At 40.5% G+C, this 22,664-nt stretch carries 17 protein-coding genes; 15 read left to right on the top strand and 2 right to left on the bottom strand.

All coding sequences use genetic code 11. From position 1 onward, the window contains the following. Positions 1-30 precede the first annotated feature (30 nt). The 13 genes from HCJ54_RS00340 to guaA all read left to right on the top strand — a co-directional run bounded on the left by HCJ54_RS00340 (position 31) and on the right by guaA (position 15,739). Positions 31-2,382, top strand: a complete 2,352-nt coding sequence (locus HCJ54_RS00340; RefSeq protein ID WP_187136216.1) for a bifunctional glycosyltransferase/CDP-glycerol:glycerophosphate glycerophosphotransferase — start codon at positions 31-33, stop codon at positions 2,380-2,382. Between the two features lie 126 nt (positions 2,383-2,508). Then, on the top strand, positions 2,509-3,222 hold the full coding sequence (locus tag HCJ54_RS00335) for an IspD/TarI family cytidylyltransferase (RefSeq protein WP_036067202.1): 714 nt from the start codon (positions 2,509-2,511) through the stop codon (positions 3,220-3,222). Beyond that, entirely contained in the window at positions 3,215-4,240 is a 1,026-nt protein-coding gene (locus HCJ54_RS00330; protein ID WP_185409535.1) for a ribitol-5-phosphate dehydrogenase, read from the top strand. Before HCJ54_RS00335 ends, HCJ54_RS00330 begins: the two co-directional genes overlap by 8 nt. A gap of 350 nt (positions 4,241-4,590) precedes the next feature. Further along, entirely contained in the window at positions 4,591-5,970 is a 1,380-nt protein-coding gene (locus tag HCJ54_RS00325) for a glycosyltransferase family A protein (RefSeq protein WP_187136215.1), read from the top strand. An 18-nt stretch (positions 5,971-5,988) separates the two neighbouring features. Further along, positions 5,989-7,143, top strand: coding sequence for a CDP-glycerol glycerophosphotransferase family protein (locus HCJ54_RS00320; RefSeq protein WP_187136214.1), 1,155 nt, complete (start codon positions 5,989-5,991; stop codon positions 7,141-7,143). Positions 7,144-7,151: 8 nt separating this feature from the next. Continuing rightward, on the top strand, positions 7,152-8,306 hold the full coding sequence (locus HCJ54_RS00315; protein ID WP_187136213.1) for a CDP-glycerol glycerophosphotransferase family protein: 1,155 nt from the start codon (positions 7,152-7,154) through the stop codon (positions 8,304-8,306). A 56-nt stretch (positions 8,307-8,362) separates the two neighbouring features. Beyond that, positions 8,363-8,746: a glycerol-3-phosphate cytidylyltransferase gene (tagD, locus tag HCJ54_RS00310; protein ID WP_036067206.1), complete on the top strand. Its 384-nt coding sequence runs from the start codon at positions 8,363-8,365 to the stop codon at positions 8,744-8,746. 164 nt (positions 8,747-8,910) lie between these two features. Continuing rightward, positions 8,911-10,362: a sensor histidine kinase gene (locus HCJ54_RS00305; protein ID WP_187136212.1), complete on the top strand. Its 1,452-nt coding sequence runs from the start codon at positions 8,911-8,913 to the stop codon at positions 10,360-10,362. Next, positions 10,359-11,051 (top strand): response regulator transcription factor, encoded by a 693-nt coding sequence (locus tag HCJ54_RS00300; protein ID WP_036067208.1) that lies wholly within the window; start codon positions 10,359-10,361, stop codon positions 11,049-11,051. The genes HCJ54_RS00305 and HCJ54_RS00300 overlap by 4 nt, the downstream gene beginning before the upstream one ends. A gap of 193 nt (positions 11,052-11,244) precedes the next feature. Next, a complete protein-coding gene (locus HCJ54_RS00295; RefSeq protein ID WP_187136211.1) occupies positions 11,245-12,732 on the top strand; it encodes a nicotinate phosphoribosyltransferase in 1,488 nt (495 codons plus the stop codon). A gap of 21 nt (positions 12,733-12,753) precedes the next feature. Beyond that, the gene (gene nadE / locus HCJ54_RS00290) at positions 12,754-13,581 is read left to right on the top strand and encodes an ammonia-dependent NAD(+) synthetase (protein WP_187136210.1); all 828 of its coding nucleotides are present in this window, start codon (positions 12,754-12,756) and stop codon (positions 13,579-13,581) included. Between the two features lie 18 nt (positions 13,582-13,599). Next, a complete protein-coding gene (locus tag HCJ54_RS00285; RefSeq protein WP_185409527.1) occupies positions 13,600-13,908 on the top strand; it encodes a putative quinol monooxygenase in 309 nt (102 codons plus the stop codon). A gap of 286 nt (positions 13,909-14,194) precedes the next feature. Further along, the gene (gene guaA, locus HCJ54_RS00280) at positions 14,195-15,739 is read left to right on the top strand and encodes a glutamine-hydrolyzing GMP synthase (protein WP_187136209.1); all 1,545 of its coding nucleotides are present in this window, start codon (positions 14,195-14,197) and stop codon (positions 15,737-15,739) included. A 79-nt stretch (positions 15,740-15,818) separates the two neighbouring features. Here the strand turns inward: guaA and HCJ54_RS00275 are convergent, their stop codons facing one another. Next, positions 15,819-16,997, bottom strand: a complete 1,179-nt coding sequence (locus HCJ54_RS00275) for a tyrosine-type recombinase/integrase (protein ID WP_187136208.1) — start codon at positions 16,995-16,997, stop codon at positions 15,819-15,821. Positions 16,998-17,040: 43 nt separating this feature from the next. Beyond that, entirely contained in the window at positions 17,041-17,232 is a 192-nt protein-coding gene (locus HCJ54_RS00270; protein WP_187136207.1) for a DUF3173 family protein, read from the bottom strand. 723 nt (positions 17,233-17,955) lie between these two features. On the opposite strand from HCJ54_RS00270, the gene HCJ54_RS00265 reads away from it, so the two are divergent. Together HCJ54_RS00265 and HCJ54_RS00260 are read left to right on the top strand one after the other, a co-directional pair. Beyond that, positions 17,956-20,103, top strand: a complete 2,148-nt coding sequence (locus tag HCJ54_RS00265) for an MSCRAMM family protein (protein ID WP_187136206.1) — start codon at positions 17,956-17,958, stop codon at positions 20,101-20,103. 80 nt (positions 20,104-20,183) lie between these two features. After that, positions 20,184-22,577, top strand: a complete 2,394-nt coding sequence (locus HCJ54_RS00260) for a SpaA isopeptide-forming pilin-related protein (protein WP_187136205.1) — start codon at positions 20,184-20,186, stop codon at positions 22,575-22,577. Positions 22,578-22,664 lie beyond the last annotated feature (87 nt).

Below are 22,664 nucleotides of genomic sequence, written 5' to 3'. Positions count from 1 at the left end.
GATAAATAAAAGTGTTAAGGGAGAAATAGAATGCTCTATGAGATTGTAAAACCTGCTACTATAACAGATCCAAAGGTGTCTGTGGTTATTCCTGTGTATAATGTTATAAGTTATATTACCGAGACAATTGAATCATTGCTAAATCAGACTTTGAAGGATATTGAGATAGTTTTAGTGGATGATGGATCTTCAGACGGAAGTTTTGAAAAAATGATGGAGTACGCTTCTAAGTACGAAAATATTTGTGTTGTGAAAGAACCAAATGCTGGGCCTGGAACGGCTCGTAATAATGGACTTGTGGTTGCCCGTGGGAAATACATAAGTTTTGTCGACTCGGATGATGTTTTGCCAGAGAAAGCACTAGAGATCATGTATCATGCTGCCGAAAGTAAACAAGTGGGTCTGGTAACAGGTATTTCTGTAAGTTTCAACAGTAATCGTTCGTGGTTTATTGGTGGGCATTTTAAAAAGGGTGTTTTCAAAAAAGGTCGTAAAACGCTTGTGAAGAACCCGGAAATGCTCTACACGCTTGGGCCGTGTAATAAAATGTACCGTTCGGATGTGGTGAAAGATTTACGTTTTCCTACATCTATCAGAGTTGCGGAGGACCATCCGTTTGTATTGGAAGCTTATTTGAAGTCAGGCGACATCTATACGGTAGACGAGATTATTTATAACTACCGTGCGCGTGAGGATGAGGGCGATGTGTCATTATCGCAAATCGTGAAATCAGATCCTTACGTGAGTTTTAAAGATATCATTGAAAGCACGAAACTCTCAGATCCATTGTTCACGAAATATGTGACGAACCCGATTGCGCTTGGAAAAATTCGTACAGATTACTATGATCGGATTGTGTCGGCGGATATTTGGCCAGCATATAAAGGGATCATGATGGAAGGCAATGCTGGGACACAGGTGAAAATGTTCGATTCTTTCTATGAGCTAGTTGATTCGATGGATGTCAATCTATACAATAGTCTAGGTGTGTTGCAACGCCTGCTTACTTTTGAAACGATTAATCGTTATACGTTTATTAAAGAAAAAGCGCGACCGAACTATTTGCGTGTGTTGAAGTTGGCGTACAGCAAGCTTGACCCAGGTTCGATGAATAAATTACTTTCTTCGGCCTATCCGCAAGAAGTGCGTGCGGGGCAAAAAGCGGCAAATCGCAATTCAGTACAACCAATCTACAATCGCCTAGCGGTTCGTAAAGCAGGAACGTTGATTTCAGCGGCTTTTCAAAAGATCGTTGTCGGTTCTTGGAAGAAAGTGCAAGACGTATCGCGTAATTTCTACGCACGCCGAATCGCTTTTCCAATGTATAAATTAGGAAAAAAACAAGATAAAATCGTATTTTTGACGAATAAGCACGATGTGTTGGCAGACTCGTTTAAAGCGGTTTATGATGAAGTTTTAAGGCAGAAGCCGGATTACGAAGTGGTAGGTTACTTGAAGCAACCGAAACGCTCGCTTCGTGAATTGTTATCGTTGTATAAAGATGTGGCAACGGCGAAATATGTTTTTTTAGATGATTATTACCGTCAAATGTACGGCTTGACGACTGGTAGTGGTACCGAAGTGATTCAGCTTTGGCATGCGGCGGGGGCGTTTAAGAAGTTCGGCTTTAGCTCTATTGGATACGCCGATAGCAATACGGAAAGCTTTGAACGAGGCGCACATAAAAATTATACGAAAGTCGTTGTGTCATCTAGCGAAATCGTGCCATTTTATGCGGATGCCTTCGATGTTCCTGAAAACGATGTAGTGCCTTTAGGTGTACCAAGAACGGATTGCTTTTTCAATGAAGATTACAAAGCCTTCATCAAAGCGTCATTCTTAGGTAAATACCCGCATTTGAAAGGTAAAAAAGTGATCACGTATGCACCGACATTCCGCGGTGGACCTGGTGAGCGTCAAAACTTTGTGATGAATCTAAACATTCGTCGCTTGGCAGAAGAGCTTGGCGATGAATACGCGCTGATTTTGAAAATGCATCCATCGGTGACGCGTGGCGTGGGTGTACCATTTGATCTACAAGAGTTCGCGTTTAATATGAGTCGCGAAGATATCAATGATGTTCTCATCAATACCGATATTTTGATTACCGATTATTCTTCTGTTGTGTTTGACTTCTCAATTATGGAAAAACCGGTATTATTCTATGCGTATGATTTGGAGAATTATCTTGGTGAGCGCAATTTTTATTATGATTACGAGGAGTTCGTTCCAGGCCCGATTGTGCGGACGAATGATGAAATTATTAGTGCCATCGAGACGAATGATTTTGACCTAGATAAAGTCCGTGCTTTCAAAAATCGCTTTTTCGATGACTTGGATGGTAAGGCGGCAGAACGGATTGTTCGTGAATTAATCAAGTAAGGTTCGGCGGGGCGGCAAGCAATCATTTGTCGTCCTGTTGTGGTTGGTGGATGAAGAAGTTTTTAAAGAAAATTTATGTTACAATAAAACTGTAGACAATAAAAAACAGTTAAAGGAGATTAGAGAATGATATACGCTCAAATTTTAGCTGGAGGAAAAGGTACGCGGATGGGAAATGTCAGCATGCCAAAACAATTTCTATCCTTAAATGGCAAGCCCATTATCGTACACACTGTGGAGAAATTTATTCTGAATAACCGCTTTGACAAGATTATTATTTCGTCTCCGAAAGAATGGATAAATCACGCGGAAGATAATATTAAGAAATATGTATCCGATGATCGCGTTGTTGTGATTGAAGGCGGTGCGGATCGAAATGAAACAATTATGAATGGCATTCGTTATATCGAGTCGAATTTTGGCCTAACGGATGACGATGTTATTATTACGCATGATGCTGTGCGCCCATTCTTGACACATCGCATCATTGAAGAAAATATTGATGCAGCGCTAGAAACTGGTGCGGTTGATACGGTTATCGAGGCGATTGATACAATTGTAGAGTCGTCCAATCATGACTTTATTACGGACATCCCAGTTCGTGATCACATGTATCAAGGCCAAACACCACAAAGTTTCAATATTAAGAAGCTGTACAGCCATTATCAAGACTTGTCCGCAGATGAGAAACAAATTTTGACGGACGCATGTAAGATTTGCTTGCTCGCAGGAGACCGTGTGAAGCTCGTGAAGGGCGAAATCTTCAATATTAAGATTACAACGCCATATGATCTGAAAGTGGCAAATGCGATCATTCAGGAGCGTATAGCCAATGATTAATCAAGTATACCGACTAGTATCGGAGCGACAATTCGAAGTTGCCAATGTGGATGAGTCTTTGAATGAAGAAGTAGTCGTTATTCGCCCTACCTATTTATCGATTTGTGCGGCTGACCAACGCTATTATACCGGTTCTCGCGGAAAAGAAATGCTCTCGAAAAAATTACCGATGGCGCTTATTCACGAAGGAATCGGTGAAGTCGTATATGATGCAACAAAAGAGTTCAAACCAGGCACAAAAGTAGTTATGATACCAAATACGCCAATGGAAACCGATCCAATTATCGATGAGAATTATTTGCGTTCCAGCAAGTTTCGTTCGAGTGGCTATGATGGTCTAATGCAGGACTACGTGTTCATGCGTCGCGACCGGATTGTTGTTTTACCAGATGATGTTAACCCGAAAGTTGCAGCGTTCTCTGAGTTGATTTCTGTCGCGGTTCACGCGATTTTACGCTTTGATCAAAAAGCAAACGAAAACCGCGCCTCATTCGGTGTTTGGGGCGATGGTAATCTAGGTTTCATCACAGCCCTAATACTTAAAAATTGGTATCCAGAAAGCAAAGTATATATTTTTGGAAAGACACCATATAAATTAGATTTCTTCTCGTTTGTGGACGGAGCCTTTTCGATTGATGATATTCCGGCTGATTTAGTGATCGACCAAGCGTTCGAATGTGCAGGAGGGCGTGGGAGTCAGTATGCTGTGAGTCAAATTATCGATCTGATCAAACCCGAAGGAACGATTTCTTTGTTAGGCGTTTCCGAGTATCCGATTGAATTCAACTCACGGATGGTATTAGAAAAAGGGCTGACCGTTTATGGTAGCAGTCGAAGCGGTCGCGTTGATTTTGAGAAGACTGTAGAGTTTCTATCAGAAAATAAGCGAGCAGTAGAATATTTGCAGAATCTAGTTGGCGAAGTGCATAAAGTCAAGTGCATACAAGATGTGATAGAAGCATTCGAAGCTGATTTGCGAAGTCCTTGGGGTAAGAGCGTAATGGAGTGGAAGATATAAAGTGCTGAAGAAGCCTGTTAGACCTGAAAAAAATTGTTAGGGTTGCAGTAAAAGCCCGATCTTGGTTTTTGCGAAGGCACCGAAATTTCCGAGGGTCTGGCTTCTGAAGCCGGATTTGAAGATGGCGAGACATGATGTAGAGCAAGGAACGAATGTTCACTCTGTTTCTAAGTTTGTAGATGGGTTCTAATGTTTTGCGTCATAAGAGCCACTGATGGATTACATGCTCACGTTTTTCGCATGCATATTGAGGCTCTAAATCGGCAGGGGATGCCTCTTAAGAGCCTCAACAAAAGGGTTATATCCAGTACCACTATTGATATAACCCTATTTCAATGGGGTGAAAATAAATGAAGTTTGCAATAATAATACCGTTTTACAATGCGGAAAGCCGACTAGAGGCTACTGTAGAAAGCGTCATCAAACAATCATACGGGTTTACCGGAAATATCCAAATTCTCCTTGTTAATGATGGAAGTACAGACACTAGTGGCAGTATCGCAGATTTATTAGTCAGAAAATACCCACAAAATATTTATCAAATCCACATTAAAAATGGCGGTCCAGCGCGTGCTAGAAATATCGGCTTGATGCATGTTAGAGATGATATTGATTTCGTTGGCTTTTTGGACGCAGATGATGTATATTCGTTACATATGATACGTGAAATGGCGCAGTTTGTACAGGAGCATCCAGAAATCAACATGATCGTGCCGCCGTTTTATTATTTAGACGATTATGGCAACCGGAAAAAGATCGGAGCACATAAGCTGAATACTCGTTTCGAGCAAGGAAGTCGCGTTATTAACATTCAGCATGACTATGAAGCGATCCATTTTTATATTGGCGGTACTTTTTTGCGTTTTGATCGGTTAAAGCAGTTGGCGTTTGATGAGTCGCTTCATTTCGGAGAGGATCAGTTGCTGATTACGAAGTTGTTGCTGGATGATGAGGAGTACGGAGTTGTCGCGGATGTTGGTTATTTTTATTATCGGGATTTGAATACGAAGCGCTCACTTGTGAGTAAATCGTGGCAGGATAAGTCGCGTTATCAGCCATTTTTAGAAGCGGTGTACCTGTCTTATATTCAGTTATCAAAGGCGAAATTTGGTACGGTTATTCCCTATGTACAGTATTTGATTAGCTACCATGCTAAATTGTATTTTTATAAAGAGAATATCTATTTTCGTGAGGTGCTGACGGACGTGGAGCAGGAAGCTTTTGTGCGCGCATTGCAATCCGTGCTTGGCGAGGTGGAGGAGCGCTACATTTGGGAGTTAGATGCCGCGCAACCCGTGAAGGAAATGATGTTATCGATTCGTAAAAAAGGCTGGCCGATCCAGTTTGAAGCTGCACCACTTGCGGAAATACCAATGATTTCTCTGCATAAAAAGTGGCGACGGAATGGGCATGCCGAATTGATTAGCGACATCGAAGAATCACGTACGGCATTGCCAGAAAAAAGTTTTTTTGCGGTGAAAACCTTGTTTACGACAAAACGGGCGAAGTTGACAAAACGCGAACAGGATTTACGAATATGGGACGTCGTTGTGCGCCCGGCAGGAACGATTTCTACCGCGAAAATTCGCTTAAGACCATGGGAATTGCGGGGAATATGGTTTTATCAAAATACAGAACGAAAAGTGGAGTTTGAACATTTCCATTTAACAACGGAGTTAAAACAGAAAGTAAAACGGCGACTAAAACTGAAACGAGCGCTGAATCAATAGAGATAAGAGGGTCAACAGATGGCAAAATTAATCCAAACAGTGTACTATTTTTTATTTTGGTTAGTCGGATTTTTACCACGAAAACAGCATTTAGTGATGTTTGAGAGCTTTTCTGGTAAGCAGTATAGTTGTAATCCACGTGCGATTTATGAATATATGAAAGAGCAGGAGCCGGAATATACGTTATTATGGAGTGTGAACCCGCGCTATACGAAGCTTTTCGAGGAACACGGAGTTCCTTATGTGACGCGTTTTTCAGTGAAGTGGTTATTGACGATGGGGCGGGCAAAATACTGGATTTCAAATAGCCGATTGCCGCTAGAGTTACCAAAGCCAAATAAGACGGTATACGTGCAGACTTGGCATGGAACGCCACTGAAGAAGCTTGGCGTCGATATTGATGAAGTGCATATGCCTGGGCAAACAACGGCGCAATATAAGGCAGATTTTGTTCGAGAAGCGGCAAAATGGGATTATCTTATTTCGCCAAATGCATATTCGAGTAAGATTTTCCGCAGTGCGTTCGGATATCAGGGCGCTATGATTGAATCGGGGTACCCTCGTAATGATGTGCTTTTTAGTCCCGATAAGGAACATTTGATGGCAGAAATTCGCGGGAAACTGGGGATTCCTGATGGTAAACGTGTTGTACTATACGCACCGACGTGGCGGGATAATGATTTCCACAAAGCTGGCGAGTATAAGTTTGACTTGAAGTTTGATGTTGCGGAAATGAAAGCGCGATTTGGCGAGGATATCGTGCTACTTGTGCGGATGCATTATTTGGTCGCTGAACAGTTTGATTTTGCGCAGTATGGCGATTTTATTCGAGACGCGTCGTCTTATGATGATATTCGTGATTTGTATCTTGTCAGCGATGTGCTGATCACGGATTATTCTTCGGTATTTTTTGATTATGCCAACTTGGATCGTCCGATGATTTTCTTCACATACGATTTGGCAGAATATCGCGATACATTACGAGGTTTTTATTTTGATTTTGAAAAAAATGCGCCAGGTCCGCTCGTCGAAACAAGTGCGCAATTGATGGAACAAATAGCAATGATATTGGAGCAACCAGCAGAGAGTAACAGCCAATTCTTCCAGCAATTTTGTGAATGGGAGGACGGGCACGCAGCGGAAAAAACTGTGAAAATCGTCTTTGAAAAGTAGGTGTCAGGATGAAAAATATAGCAATCAAGCTTTATATGATGATGATGCATGTGTTAGGTTTTGTATTTGGGCGTTTTCCAATCCAACAAAAAGTGGTGATGTTGATCAGTTTTCCAGAAAATCCAGCAGCCATTTTGCGTGAGATGGAGAAATCGCATTTTACCCCGGAAACGATTGTTTTTTACGATCCACGCTTGAATGTGGACGGGATGGCGCGTAATTTTATGCGTTCTTTGCCGAAAACAAACGGAAATTTGATCAAATTAATGTTTCACTTGAGTACGGCTAAAGTGGTTGTGACGGACAATTATTTTGCAGAATTAGCAGGTGTGAAATGGCGTGAGAACATGGAATGTGTGCAGATTTGGCATGCAGATGGTGCGCTTAAGAAATTTGGTTGGGAAGATAAGACTGCGCAAGAGCGTTCGGAATCCGATAAAAATCGTTTTCAAGCGGTATATAAGACTTTTTCGAAGGTATTGGCTGGTTCCGATGAGATGGGCGAAATTTTCAAACGGTCGTTCTTATTAAAGGATGAGCAGCTATTGAAGCTCGGCGTGCCACGAACAGATTATTATTTTGATGAACAGGCAATTGAGCGAAATAAGGCTATCGGGCTTGAAAAATACAAGATTCAAGATAAAAAAGTGCTTTTATACGCGCCGACGTTCCGTGATGAGGCTTTATCTGAAGCAAAGTTAGACCTTGATATGGCGGCAATGAAAGCGGCGCTAGGAAACGAGTACAAGCTATTATTGAAATTGCATCCGTCGATGATGACTGATTTAGCAAAACAAGCGGATGATTTTTGTGTGTATGTGGAGAAGGAGGCGGAACTGGAAGCGATTTTGCCGATAGTAGATGTGTTAATTACGGACTATTCTTCGATTCCGTTTGAATTTGCCTTTTTCGAAAAACCGATGATTTTCTTTGCCTATGATTTGGAGGCATATGACGCGAGTCGCGGATTGGCAGATGGGTACCTCGACACAATTTCAGGACCGCTTTGCAAGACGACGGCAGAAGTCATTGCGGCAGTCGAAAATCAAGCGATAAATGTGGATGAAATACGCGAATTTAGTGCCCGATGGAATAAATATTCAGACGGCGAATCAAGCAAGCGTTTTGTGGACTTTTTGCAGTCGGAAATGGCGAGAGAATAGGCTAGCGAAATGTATTTATTCTTGCTATACTGGTGACTAGGAAAGTAGGTGTTTTCATGAAAAAAGTGATTACATACGGCACATTCGATTTGTTGCATTGGGGTCATATCAAGTTGCTTGAGCGAGCGAAGGAGCTTGGTGATTACCTAGTAGTCGCGATTTCTACAGATGAATTTAATCAGGTGAAGCACAAGGAAGCATACCATAGTTTTGAGCATCGCAAGCTGATTTTAGAGGCAATTCGGTATGTAGATGAAGTGATTCCCGAAAGCGATTGGGAACAAAAAATTCAAGACGTGCAAGATCACGATATCGATATTTTTGTGATGGGCGATGATTGGAAGGGCGAGTTTGACTTTCTCAAAGATTATTGCGAGGTTGTTTATTTACCGCGTACAAACGGTATTTCTACCTCCAAAATTAAAGATGATTTAAGCTGAAATTAGAATAAGCGCTACGAAAAAAGCGAGTCTTGGATTCCTTTTTTCGTGGCTTTTTTGCGCTCCCAAAAATCTTAAAAGTTCATTAAATCACCGCCAAAACCCTTGTTAAAAAGTTGATTCCGCTATATGCTTGCTATAGAACAACGAAATGAGGAAGTAATATGTCTATTAAAATGCGATTTATGCTGTCTTATATTGCGGTTATTATTTTGACGGGAACGTTTTTGATGTCAACCTTATTGCTGGGATTTTACGCGCTGACGGGGGCTTCACCAGGACAACTTTACAAATCAGCGACATTGCAACGCCCGCTTTCCACAGATGAAGAAAATGCGTTTTTAGAGCTAAAGATGTTAGCTAAAAATATGCCAGATAACCTATTGGAATATCAGAATTTTAAAGGTCTCGAAAAGAGTGATGTTCAAGTGGTAGTTCGAAAAAATGATGCGATTGTATATTCTTCTGCGGATTTATCTAAGAAATCGCTATTGGTACACATGCCTGACTATGAATTGAACAATCTTAATATGCGTGGAACGCTAGATAACCAAGGTGATTTGTTCCGTTATATCAAGTTTGATTACACGTATTCTGATGGGGCGATGGGGAGTGTGATGGTGCTTCAGCCAGAGAACTCCTATACCGAAATCATCCAAAAATGGGGGATATATATTGTAGGTACCGTCCTGCTATTTGGTTTTTTAGTGATCGGATTGTTGAGTTATTTCGTGGCTAAAAGTGTCGTTCAACCGATTGTACATCTAAAAGAAGGCGCGGAGAAAATTGAGGCTGGAAATCTAGATTTTGAGATGGAAGAAGCGAAGGGTAAAAATGAAATTGCCACTTTGATCTCCACGTTTGAAAAAATGAGAATTCGCCTTAAAAAATCGTTAGAGATGCAAGCACTATATGAAACCAACCGAAAAGAGCTATTATCAAACATCTCGCATGATCTTAAAACACCGATTACTTCGATTGTCGGCTATATCGAGGGGATTCAAGACGGTGTCGCCAATACACCAGAGAAGCAAGCGAAATATTTAGAGATTGCACATACAAAAGCGAAGGACATGAATGCGCTGATTGATGAATTATTCCTTTTCTCCAAGCTTGATTTGCATAAAGAACCGTTCTGTTTTAGAAGAGTGGATCTGAATGCATTACTAGCGCAAATTGCGGAAGAATCGGAGTTAAGCTTTGAAAAGGCGGAATTTGAATTGGTTATCCCTAATGAAAAAATGATAGCAGAAGCTGACCGCGAAAAATTAAAGCGCGTATTTGAGAATTTGATCCAAAATAGTATGAAGTACATGGATAAAGAGCAAGCAAAAATCATGATTCAGCTCGAAAAACAGCAGAATGATGCGATAATCACGATTAGCGATAATGGTAAAGGTATTTCAGAAGCGGGTCTGCTTTCTATTTTTGATCGGTTTTATCGAGAAGAAGTGTCACGAAATTCGAATACAGGTGGTAGCGGACTGGGGCTCTCGATTGCCAAACAGATTGTGGAAGAGCATCGAGGTGAGATCGGAGCGACGAGTGAGCTTGAGATCGGCACGAGTATTTGGATTAGGCTACCACTAAAGTTCAAGGGGGACAAAGAGCAATGAAACGGATTTTATTAATAGAAGATGAACTTGAAATTGCGGAATTAGAGCGCGATTATTTGGAGATTAGTGAAATGGAAGTTACGATGGAGCACAACGGTTTGAAGGGGCTGGAGCGGGCGTTACATGATGCGTTTGACTTGATTATTCTTGATGTTATGTTGCCAGATATGAATGGTTTTGATATTTGCCGCGAAATTCGAGCGAAGAAAGAAGTGCCGATTTTGCTCGTTTCTGCTCGAAAAGAAGATATTGATAAAATTCGTGGACTCGGCCTTGGAGCGGATGATTATATCACGAAACCATTTAGTCCGAGTGAGCTCGTGGCGCGTGTTAAGGCTCATTTAGCACGTTACGAACGACTCGCCAAAAGTACTATCGCGGTGCAAAATGAGATTTTACAGGTGCATGATTTGACGCTGGATTTAGATGGCCGTAAAGCATTTGTAGCAGATCAGGAGATTATTTTCACAACGAAGGAATTCGACTTACTTGTATTTTTAGCGAAGCGGCCGAACCGGGTGTGGAATAAGGAGCAACTTTTCGAGCAGATCTGGGGCATGCAGGCGGCGGGCGATGTGTCAACGGTCGTCGTTCATATCCGTAAAATTCGTGAAAAATTAGAGAACCACGGCGACTTTTCCGAATCCATCGAGACGATTTGGGGCGCGGGATATCGGTTTAATTTATAGATAAATAATGATTGGCCGGTGTGAACGGAAGCTTCGTACCGGTTCTTTTTAATGCTGGCTGTGTGTTTTTGCTAAAGGTGTGAAGCATACTCCAAACAAAGACTAGAAAATTAAATACAGCTTATAAAGTTAGCTTTTCTGTTCGATTTACGCTATGATGTTTTATAAGAAAACATAGACAGGAGTATGGAGTATGACTTTATTTCCAGATGATAGTAAAACGCTACACACCGATTTATACCAAATTAATATGATGAAGGCTTATTGGGATGATAATATCCATGAGCGCCGCGCTGTTTTTGAAGTATTTTTTCGCGATATGCCGTTTGACACGGGTTTCTGCGTTTTTGCAGGACTTGAGCGGATTATCGATTACATGGAGAACCTGCATTTCACAGATACAGACATTGCGTATTTGCGTGAAGAAACGGCTTTTGAAGAGGAATTCCTAGACTATCTCAAAAATTTACGGTTCACTGGAACGATTCGCTCGGTTGTAGAAGGCGAGTTTGTTTTCAAGACGGAGCCGATTATTCAAGTGGAGGCGAATTTGGCAGAGGCTCAGCTAATCGAAACAGCGCTCCTCAATATTGTGAATTTCCAAACGCTGATCGCGACAAAAGCAGCACGAATCAAAAACGTCGTAGAAGGTGAACCGCTTGCTGAATTCGGCACAAGGCGCGCGCAAGAAATGGATGCAGCGCTTTGGGGCACACGTGCCGCTTACATTGGCGGCTGCGATTCTACGAGTAATATTCGTGCCGGCAAAATTTTCGGCATTCCAATTTCGGGTACGATGGCGCATTCGATGGTGCAAGCATATCGTGATGAATACAAGGCTTTCAAACGCTACGCCAAAACACACAAGGATTCTATTTTCCTAGTGGATACGTATGACACACTCAAATCCGGGATTCCAAATGCGATCAAAGTGGCACAAGAAATGGGCGACGCAATCAACTTTATCGGGGTTCGTTTGGATAGTGGAGACATGGCATTCCTATCGAAAAAAGCCCGTCAAATGTTGGATGAAGCAGGATTCCCCCATGCGAAAATTTTTGCGTCGAGCGATTTGGATGAGACAACAATTCTACATTTGAAAGCACAAAAAGCAAAAATCGACGCGTGGGGCGTTGGTACAAAACTGATCACAGCATACGACCAACCAGCCCTAGGTGCCGTTTACAAACTCGTTGCGATTGCCGATGAGAAGGATGTTTTGCAAGACTCCATCAAACTCTCCAGCAATACCGAAAAAGTCACGACACCTGCGAAAAAGAACGTGTACCGCATCATAACAAACGAAGACGGTCCAAAAGCAGAAGGTGATTATATCTGCTTGGAAAACGAGTCATTAGAAGGCGTGGAGACCTTAACCATGTTCCATCCCATCCACACGTATATTACAAAAGAAGTGGCAAATTTCACCGCGAAAGAATTATTGGTTCCAATTTACGAAAAAGGGGAACTAGTATATCAAAGACCATCTTTAGAACAGACTCGCAAATACAAAGAAGAAAATTTAGCCTTGCTTTGGGATGAATATCAACGAACGGTGCGTCCAGAACAATACCCGGTCGATTTAAGCGTGAAATGTTGGAAAAATAAAATGCAAAATATCGAAAATGTTCGTAAAACAGTGCAAAAACATTCACCTGTCAATTTTGATATTCCATTTTAAGCAAGTGAAGGGGGCAGAAAAATGAGTTTACAAAAGCAAATTATCGCGGAAATGCACGTGTTACCAAAAATCGATGAAACCGCCGAGATTCGCCAAAGTATCGAGTTTTTAAAGGCATACTTGACGAAGTATCCATTCCTTAAAACATTGGTGTTGGGCATTTCTGGAGGTCAAGATTCGACGCTTGCCGGGAAATTATCACAAATGGCGATTAGCGAGTTACGCGAGGCGACGGGAGATGAGTCTTACCAGTTTATTGCTGTGCGTTTACCGTACGGGACACAATTCGATGAAGCCGATTGCCAAGATGCGCTTCATTTTATTGAGGCTGACCGCGTGGTGACGATTAATATTAAGGAAGCCGTTGATGCTAGCGTCGCCACATTACACGCTGCAGATATCGAGCTTTCCGATTTTGCAAAAGGCAATGAAAAAGCACGTGAGCGGATGAAGGCGCAATATAGCATTGCCGCGATGAATCATGGCGCTGTCGTCGGTACCGATCATTCCGCCGAAGCCGTCACGGGTTTTTACACCAAATATGGCGATGGCGGCACGGATATCAACCCGCTGTTTCGCTTGAACAAACGCCAGGGTAAGGCACTTTTAAAAACACTTGGCTGCCCAGAACATCTCTACTTGAAAAAACCAACCGCAGACCTGGAAGAACACAAACCAGCACTACCCGATGAAGTCGCGCTTGGTGTCACATACGAGGATATCGATGACTACCTAGAAGGCAAAAAAATCCCAACAGAGACCGCGATTCAAATCGAGAATTGGTATTTAAAAACACAACATAAGCGCCATATGGCAATTACAATCTTTGATGACTTTTGGAAGAAATAGTTGGAGGAGGAGAGGACAATGAAAATCGCATTTGGTTTAATCACAAAATTCAAAGCCCATCCAGGAAATCGCAAAGCGCTCGTCAATATTTTGCTAGAGGCTGCGGTGGGGCTTGAACGATATAACGCCTGCATCCAATACGTGGTCAGCGTGAACGAGGACGATCCAGAGACCGTGATTGTGACCGAAGTTTGGACTGATTCAGGGCATCACAAAGCATCGCTTGATAACGAAGAAGTAAAAGCTATCATCGAGCGTGCTAAACCACTTATCGCCTCCGTTGAGAAAAGCATCAACATGGATGTCATCGGCGGAAAAGGATTATAAATTTTTTTCGAAGAGTCTGTTACAAAAGCTTGAATACTGCCGAAGACTACCCTATCATCTGTACTCGGTAGGACGTACATCCCGGCTTTACAGAAATCGAGCGAAAGCATTCGCTCGATTTATTTAGGTTATCTCCTAGGAGACGTTATCTTAAAGCAAGCGCTCACATTGATGAAACCCTCGTTTTACGGTTGCAAGAATGCAGGGCAAACGTTACAATAAAGAGAAGGACTTGAAACACGCGCAACATACATAAATAAATTTTAAAGGGGTTTTGTGAAGGAATATGAAAGATTTTACAGAGCAAGAGAAAATTATCGTTCTTGATTTTGGTAGCCAGTACAACCAATTGATTACGCGTCGTATTCGCGAATTCGGCGTATACAGCGAGTTGCACCCACACACGATTACAGTGGAAGAGATGAAAGCACTGAATCCAACAGGAATTATTTTCTCTGGTGGCCCGAATAGTGTCTACGATGAAGGAGCTTTCCGTTGCGACGAAGACCTATTTGAGATGGGTGTTCCAATTCTTGGTATTTGCTACGGTATGCAACTGATGACGAACCATTTCGCTGGAAAAGTAGAGCCCGCCAAAGACCGTGAGTACGGCAAAGCGACGATCAACATTGAGAAGCCATCCCGTCTTTTCGCAGCGCTACCAACCGATCAAATCGTCTGGATGAGTCACGGAGACCTCGTTGTTGCCGAGCCAGCAGGATTTGAAGTCACCGCTACTAGCGCATCATGTCCGATTGCAGCAATCACAAACGAAGACCGTAAAATGTACGGTGTGCAGTTCCATCCAGAAGTACAGCATTCTGTTCACGGCAACGAGTTGCTGAAGAACTTTGCGCTAAACATCTGTGGTTGCAAAGGCGATTGGACAATGGAGAATTTCATCGATGTGGAAGTAGCTAAAATCCGCGAACAAGTTGGTGACAAAAAAGTATTGCTAGCCCTTTCCGGTGGCGTAGACTCCTCTGTTGTTGGCGTTCTGATTCACAAAGCGATCGGCGACCAATTAACGTGTATCTTTGTTGATCACGGTTTATTGCGTAAAGGCGAAGCAGAGCAAGTGATGGAAACACTATACGGCGATTTCAATATGAACATTATTAAAGTCGATGCCAAAGAACGTTTCATGACGAAGCTTGCTGGCGTTTCCGACCCCGAGCAAAAGCGTAAAACGATCGGTAACGAGTTCATTTACGTGTTCGATGACGAAGCAACGAAGCTTGACGGCGTGGAATTCCTAGCACAAGGAACACTGTATACCGACATAATCGAAAGCGGAACAGCGACAGCACAAACGATCAAGTCCCACCATAACGTTGGCGGTTTGCCAGAAGACATGCAGTTCCAACTAATAGAACCATTAAATACACTATTTAAAGACGAAGTTCGCGCATTAGGACTAGAACTAGGCATGCCAGAAGCAATCGTATGGCGCCAACCGTTCCCAGGTCCAGGCCTAGGAATCCGGGTATTAGGCGAGATTACCGAAGAAAAACTAGAAATCGTCCGCGATTCCGATTATATTTTGCGTGAAGAAATCAAAAACGCAGGTCTTGACCGCGAAATTTGGCAGTACTTCACAGCCTTACCAAACATCCGCAGCGTAGGCGTGATGGGCGATGGTCGTACGTACGATCACACCGTTGTTATCCGCGCGGTAACTTCAATTGATGGCATGACAGCCGACTGGGCACGGATTCCGTGGGAAGTGTTGGAGTTGATCTCGACGCGGATCGTGAACGAGGTGGCACATGTGAATCGTGTCGTGTATGATATTACAAGTAAGCCACCAGCGACGGTGGAGTGGGAATAAAGAGCGGCGAGTCGGAAATCCTTTAGTACCAAGGGTTTTCGACTCTTTTTTTATTTGTATTGCACTTTCATTGCACTTTTTATAATTCTTGGCGTATAAACTGCTTAGTAAATTGATTTCTTGGTGATGTATCTAGGTTTTCATGGGATGGTTTGTAGTTAATAATTCCTTTTAATTTTGTAGCTACTTCGAAATTACTATTTGGATAAAGGTGTCCATAGGTTCCAAGCGTTGTTTCGATATCCTCATGACCTAAGCGGTCTTTGATGATTAGAGGATTTTCACCCATGCTAATTAATAAGGATGCGTGTGAATGTCGTAATGCATGGATTCGTATTCTATGAATTCCAGCTTTTTTAGCGAAGCGGTCAATGGCATAAGATATATTATGTTTCTGAGAGGGATTGTTATTATAGCTCAGAATGAATCCAGTATCTAGTATGCTTTGTTGAAGATTTTTCCACTCTTTTAGAAGATGAAGTGTGTCTGTATCCAAAACAATTTGGCGAGTACTTGCTTTCGTTTTTGGTTCTACAAAATAGTATTCATTTAAGTTTTTATAATAGAGTGTTTTTGTAATACTAAGAACGCCAGTTTCAAAATCAATATCGTCCCACTGTAATGCTGTCGCTTCACCAATTCGCATTCCAGTCATAAAGAGTAGCCAAATGGAAATAAATAAAAAGTGTTGGTAGTAGTCTTCTTTGAAAATGCACGATATTACTTGCTCAAATTCTTCTTTTGTCCAAAAATCTACTTTTGTTTTTCTTTTTTTTACATTTCCGATTATTTTTGATGGATTAACCTCGGCTAAATTTAGGACGATTGCTCTATCCATTGCAATAGAAAATAATCCTTGGACAGCTCTTACATACTGTGAACTTAATTTTTTTGATAGTTTTAGTTGCCAACTTTGGACAATAAGGGGATCAATTCCGTTAACAGGAAACTTATAGAAATACTTAAAATGTTTTTTTATACTAGAAACTCTATTTTCATAGGTTCGTAACTTTACTTGTGATTTGTACCATGGAAGAAAAATTTCTTCGGTAAAATATTGGAACGACATTTCATCTTTTTTCTCTACTAATTCTTCTGGTTTCATTAGTAATAATCGAGAATATTCTTCTTTGGCTTCTTTCATTGTTTTGAAGCCACTAGAATATTTTTGGATTTTCTTCCCATCGGAATCGTAACCTAGATTTGCTCTGAAGTAATATGTTCCATTTTTTGCTTTTTTAATTAGGCTAGTTGCCATGTTTATCCTCCTTACATAATATGCAAGAAGTTCTAATCAGGCTCTATTTTTCGCTTTTGAAAGTAATACCTAGTAGTTCTTCTACTGCTTCTCGTGGGACTCTATCTAATTTCTTTGATTGATAGTACGTGTGCCCTCTGCTAATCATTAAATTCTTTGCTTGTCTAATGATATCTGCTGAGAATGAAGGTCCGTAGCCTAGGTTTATTAAATCTTTTTTTGTTACAGTAATCACAGATGCTCCTTTCCTATAGGCTCAATATGCTCTGATATTCACCTATAATTATACCATATTTTCATGAAAGCGTTTAATAATATCCGTCTAGAACTTGCATAACATGAATGACTAATAGCAAGTTTGAATTTCAAGAGATTTTTAAAATTCGCTTGCAATACTATTACAATTTTAAAAGATAGTTGGGACAAGATTGTATAAAAATAAATAATATTAATTATTTAAAAGGCTATGAAGCTAAAATATTTCATAGTCTTTTTTATTTTGTTAGTGACCCAAATGGTTGTTTTTAATGTAGTAGTTATGCAAGCTATTTTGAATTTATATTTAGAAGGTTTGTAATCGTTCTTTGATAATTGAATATAATCCATATTTAAATACGTTCAGTTTTTAGTTAGCAGAGTAAATTATGCGCGACGATTTCTTTTGAATGAGCGATAAACATAATTTACTAATTCTAAATAGAGCATTAGAATGCGATGACCTAGAGATTGTAATAATGATACTCACACTTTATGTGTCCTGCCGAATTATCGGGGGGAGGTGAAATTCCTGTGTGCTGTTAGCTAGCAGCAGTTTAAATATTTGTAGAAAAAAATGAAGTTTCGTCATCAGTAATAAGGGAGGGATGAATAAAAAAACTAGGTTACTACTCATCATACTATTAATATCTGTGTTATACATCTTCAAAAAATAATGAAATTAAAAGTGAGGAACAGACAAATGAAAATTATAAAAAGTAGGGTACAACAAGTAAAAGTAGTCGCAATTATGCTGGTTACTATGATTTTGATTAATCTATTACAACCCTTGGATGCGATGGCAGCATCGCTACAACTAGATGAAACAGGATACAACTACACGGGTGTTAGTTTCACTCATGGAAAGAAATTAGAAAACAAGATTATTTGGAACATGAAAATGGATGGGGCGGATGTATTCTGTGTGGATTCTGGAGCACCTGCCAATACGGAAACGGGATATAATCCTGAGATGTATGTGAGTGATAAGAAGGATTTACTATCCAAAATTGCTTACTATGGATTCACGCAAACGGATCAAAGTTATAAAGAATTTGCGACAACACAATTATTGATTTGGGAAGTCCTCGGGGAGCAATTGGAATGGACATCACTGCCTAATTATTGGTCGGATAGAGATGTTATTTTAGCGAAGGTGAAGAAGCACGATGCGCAGCCTTCATGGGATAAACAAAGCATTACGTTAATTGAAGGGCAAGAGCTGGTGTTGGATGACACGAATAGAGTTACGGACTGGCTGAGTGTAACAAATAACACGACGGGAATCAGCGTTACGAAAGATGGAAATAAACTAAAATTGAAAGCTGATAAAAATGCTAAATCAGGTGAGTTTGGATTTACTAAAGTTCCTGACACGGCAATTGGGACATCCATTATTTATAACAAAGCAGATCGTCAAAGCCTTGTTCAATTTCACTTGCAAGATGCAGGCAATGCTTCCTTGAAAGTGAACGTGAAAAAACTTGGTGGTGTGAGAGTCAAGAAAGTAGACGAACAAACGAATAAAGTATTACCAAATACAACGATTAAATTTGAATACAATAATACTTTCAAAGAAGTCGTTACCAATGTTGATGGAGTTGCTGAATTACAAGGTATTCTAGAAGGCACCGAAGTGAAAGTTTCAGAGTTATTGGCACCAAAGAACTATCACAATTTGGGTGAGAGCAAGACAGTTGTGGTTAAAGCCGATGAAATGATAGAACTAATTTTTAATAACAGCGAGCAGGTAGGTATTGTTTCATTGACGAAAATTGGTCAATTATTTGAGGATGTTATGCCAAATGAGCATTACAGTTTGGCAGACGCTCTTTACGGAATCTATGATAGTACAGATACACGTATTGGTGAACTAAACACGGATGAATTTGGTAAAGCAACGTCAATTCCATTGAGATTAGGCAAGTACTACTTGTTAGAGGAGAGAGCCCCATTAGGCTATCTTTTAAGCGAAGAAAAGGTATCATTTGAAATCGAATATGCTGGACAAGATGTTGCTATCACTGGCACGCAAGTACAAGTTGTGGATATTGAGCAAAAGGGGACAGCCAAGTTAATAAAAGAAGATGCTGAAACTGGTGATAAAGCACAAGGTAATGCAGTTTTAGACGGAGCGGTTTATGAATTATATCGTTCATCAGACGATAAGCTAATGGATACAGTGACTATCGAAAATGGTCAAGCTCAATCGGATAATTTGGTATTAGATAGCTACTATTGGCTTGAAAAAAAAGCACCAACTGGTTACCTGTTGGATAGTAATAAGCATACTTTTGACTTGACCTATAATAAGGAATCAGAATCAGCTAATGCTACTGTCACAGTCAAAGAAAAAGTCATCAAAGAAAAGATTAGAGTCATTAAATGTGACGGGGTGACGAAAGAGCCTATCAAGAATAATTTTGCAACCTTTAAAATAAAAGATATGCAAACAGGTGAGTTCATTGAACAGAATGGTAAATCGGAGTTTAGTACAGACAAGGCGGGAGAATTTACTACAGCCAATTTACCATACGGAGATTATGAGTTGATAGAAATTATTGCCCCTAGTAACTATCAATTGATAAGTAAGCCTACGTCCATAACGATTGATGGAACGCATGATGGCATCGTGGAAGTGAAAATCATGAATGATGAAATAACTAAACCACTGCCGAAGAAATCAACACCTGATAAACTGGAACCTGTAAAAGCATTAAAAGTGACAGAATCAAAACCATTGCCACTACTCGGAGACAATGGTGGGATTGCTTTGTTATTAGTAGGTCTAGGACTTATCATAACGAGCATGTCCATGTACTGGAGCACACATAAGAAGCAAAAGAAATGACTATAAAGCTAATTTAGAGTCTTTTTTTGTTGCTCAGAAGCGAAGTGCAATACTCGCTTAAGATTGAAAGGAAAGAATTTATGAACAAAATGAAAGTAATCGGAAGTTTGCTAGTACTTTGTATTAGCTTGCTTCTTCCAAGCGTTACAGTTTTCGCTGAGGAGCTAAATCTTGATACCCGAACTGGGTACGATTATACAGGAATAAATCCTAATGGGGAGACTATTACAGATACGAATTTAGAACGTATGAAGTTAGATGGATTCGATGTGTTTTGTATCGAACATGGGAAATACGCAACGGGGGGCGATAATTATAGTTCTGCGACTTATAATGGAAACCAGAAAGATTTGCTCTCTAAAATCGCGTATTTTGGTTTTGCAAACACAAGTCAAAGCAACTATGACTATGCGGTGACACAAGTGATGATTTGGGAAACGCTTGGTGATACCTATCAATCATCCACAATCCCAAACTATGCGAAAAGAAAAGGTGAGATTATGAATCTAATTAATCATTATAATACCAATCCCTCTTTTGCGGATAAGTCCTATACCGTTAATGTGGGAGAAACGCTTGTTGTGGAAGATAATAACGCAGTTTTAACGGATATGCAATTAGCGTCGATTCCTAAAAATCTAAAAGTGGAGAAGGACGGGAATAAGCTAAAAATTACGGCGACATCTAATTCGGAATCAGGCATTGTGAGTCTTCAAAAAGTGACGAACAATAAAGTAGGCACATCGATTATTTACACCAAACCTGACCGTCAATCCTTAGCCAAATTTCAATTAGAGGACAAGGGAGAATCTAGTTTTTCCGTTGAAGTTCGTCATCGTGGAGATCTTGAAGTCATGAAAATTGATGAAGATACAAAACAACCATTGGCGAATGCAAAAATCAAATTTCAATATGGGTCAACAACCAAGGAAGTTATGACTGGAAAAGATGGTATTGCACGAATCGAAAATATTTTGGAAGGTACCGAAGTAATAGTGAGTGAGATTAGTGCTCCGAACGGATATGTGAACAAAGGTGAACTTCTATCAGCAATCATTAAACCGAATTCATGTGTCACGCTCACATTGAATAATAAAGAACAATTAGGAACAATTAATGTTATAAAAACAGGCGAAGAATTTGGAGCAACCATGCCCAGTTCTTTTTATTCGCTCGAAAATGCGACGTTTGGGGTGTTTAATGATAAAGATGTGCGAGTAGGTACGATTCAAACAGATGAAAGTGGACATGGAGCGCTTAGTAACTTGAAGTTAGGCAATTATTACTTGATGGAAGAAAAGGCACCAATTGGCTTTAAAATCAGTAATGTGAAGATACCATTTACGTTAGTTTATGCAGGACAAGCGGTTGAACTGACTACGGCTTCGGTAACAGTAACAAACGAAGAACATAAAGGCATTGCTGTCTTAATGAAAGAAGATAGAGTAACTGGAGCAATTCCTCAAGGGGCTGCCACACTAGATGGAGCCATCTATGAATTGCATCGAGTAACTGACGATGCATTACTTGATTCTGTCATTATTGAAAATGGTCGCGCGCAAGTAGAGAATCTAATTTTAGATAACTATTATTGGGTTGAGAAACAAGCACCTGTGGGTTATCAACTTGATACAGAAAAACATGTATTTACTTTAACCTATGCAGGTGAAAAAGTGGAAACCGCTGTTCAAGAAACCATTGTAAAAGAAGATGTGATTTTAGGAGGCTTCGACATTATCAAATTCGGTAACTATGACTGGAAGAATAGTTTAATTCAGTATTTGAAAGGTGAGAACCCGCCGATTTTACCACTTGAAAATGTCGAGTTCACAGTTATCAGTAAGACAATAAATGAGATTGTACAAGTAGGTGTTACGGATAATGAGGGGTATATATCATTCAAAGATTTACCTTATGACACCTATACCGTTAAAGAAACAGTGACGCCAGAAGGTTATAAAGTATCCAATGATTTTGAAGTGACCATATCGGAACATGGGCAAACACATCATTATGCGGTTGAAAATAGAGTCATTGAAGAGCGATTGAAAGTGGTTAAGTATGACTTGGCAACAGGTGAAACGATTCCACGCGCAGGTGCAGGATTTCAAATTCGAAATGTTGCAACGGGCGAACTTGTTCAATTACCGAATGTGGATGCGGATGGATTTACAGACACGTTTTATACTAATGGCGAGGGATTTTTACAACTATCAAAAGCGTTAGGATACGGAAACTATGAATTGAGTGAAGTTCAAGCACCAACTGGATATCAATTATCATCGGAAAAAGTAACATTCACTGTGGACGGTAGTCATGGCGGATTGATTGTCATTCGATTTGGCGATCAAGCCATACCTGAGAACCCAGAAAAATTAGTGGAAACAGGTCAATATCTGCTCCCAACGCTAACCATAGGAGCAACACTTGTCATGGCAAGCCTACTTTCATTGTGGCGTTTGCAGAAAGCTTAAACAACAGTGCGATTTTGAATTGGTTTGGCACAAACCGATTTGAAATCGCACTGCCACCAAGCGAAGTGCGGTAGCTGTATTATTGGA

It is taken from the genome of Listeria grandensis (genome assembly GCF_014322885.1).
GTDB classification, from domain to species: Bacteria; Bacillota; Bacilli; order Lactobacillales; family Listeriaceae; genus Listeria_A; species Listeria_A grandensis.
The sequence above is the reverse complement of the archived record's forward strand: the minus strand, read 5'-3'. Positions and strand labels throughout refer to the sequence as shown.

What these genes read in the sequence shown, in the direction of transcription:
- HCJ54_RS00340 (WP_187136216.1), top strand. Translation starts at nt 31, where the DNA reads ATGCTCTATGAGATTGTAAAACCTGCTACTATAACAGATCCAAAGGTG.
- HCJ54_RS00335 (WP_036067202.1), top strand. Translation starts at nt 2,509, where the DNA reads ATGATATACGCTCAAATTTTAGCTGGAGGAAAAGGTACGCGGATGGGA.
- HCJ54_RS00330 (WP_185409535.1), top strand. Translation starts at nt 3,215, where the DNA reads ATGATTAATCAAGTATACCGACTAGTATCGGAGCGACAATTCGAAGTT.
- HCJ54_RS00325 (WP_187136215.1), top strand. Translation starts at nt 4,591, where the DNA reads ATGAAGTTTGCAATAATAATACCGTTTTACAATGCGGAAAGCCGACTA.
- HCJ54_RS00320 (WP_187136214.1), top strand. Translation starts at nt 5,989, where the DNA reads ATGGCAAAATTAATCCAAACAGTGTACTATTTTTTATTTTGGTTAGTC.
- HCJ54_RS00315 (WP_187136213.1), top strand. Translation starts at nt 7,152, where the DNA reads ATGAAAAATATAGCAATCAAGCTTTATATGATGATGATGCATGTGTTA.
- tagD (WP_036067206.1), top strand. Translation starts at nt 8,363, where the DNA reads ATGAAAAAAGTGATTACATACGGCACATTCGATTTGTTGCATTGGGGT.
- HCJ54_RS00305 (WP_187136212.1), top strand. Translation starts at nt 8,911, where the DNA reads ATGTCTATTAAAATGCGATTTATGCTGTCTTATATTGCGGTTATTATT.
- HCJ54_RS00300 (WP_036067208.1), top strand. Translation starts at nt 10,359, where the DNA reads ATGAAACGGATTTTATTAATAGAAGATGAACTTGAAATTGCGGAATTA.
- HCJ54_RS00295 (WP_187136211.1), top strand. Translation starts at nt 11,245, where the DNA reads ATGACTTTATTTCCAGATGATAGTAAAACGCTACACACCGATTTATAC.
- nadE (WP_187136210.1), top strand. Translation starts at nt 12,754, where the DNA reads ATGAGTTTACAAAAGCAAATTATCGCGGAAATGCACGTGTTACCAAAA.
- HCJ54_RS00285 (WP_185409527.1), top strand. Translation starts at nt 13,600, where the DNA reads ATGAAAATCGCATTTGGTTTAATCACAAAATTCAAAGCCCATCCAGGA.
- guaA (WP_187136209.1), top strand. Translation starts at nt 14,195, where the DNA reads ATGAAAGATTTTACAGAGCAAGAGAAAATTATCGTTCTTGATTTTGGT.
- HCJ54_RS00275 (WP_187136208.1), bottom strand. Translation starts at nt 16,997, where the DNA reads ATGGCAACTAGCCTAATTAAAAAAGCAAAAAATGGAACATATTACTTC.
- HCJ54_RS00265 (WP_187136206.1), top strand. Translation starts at nt 17,956, where the DNA reads ATGAAAATTATAAAAAGTAGGGTACAACAAGTAAAAGTAGTCGCAATT.
- HCJ54_RS00260 (WP_187136205.1), top strand. Translation starts at nt 20,184, where the DNA reads ATGAACAAAATGAAAGTAATCGGAAGTTTGCTAGTACTTTGTATTAGC.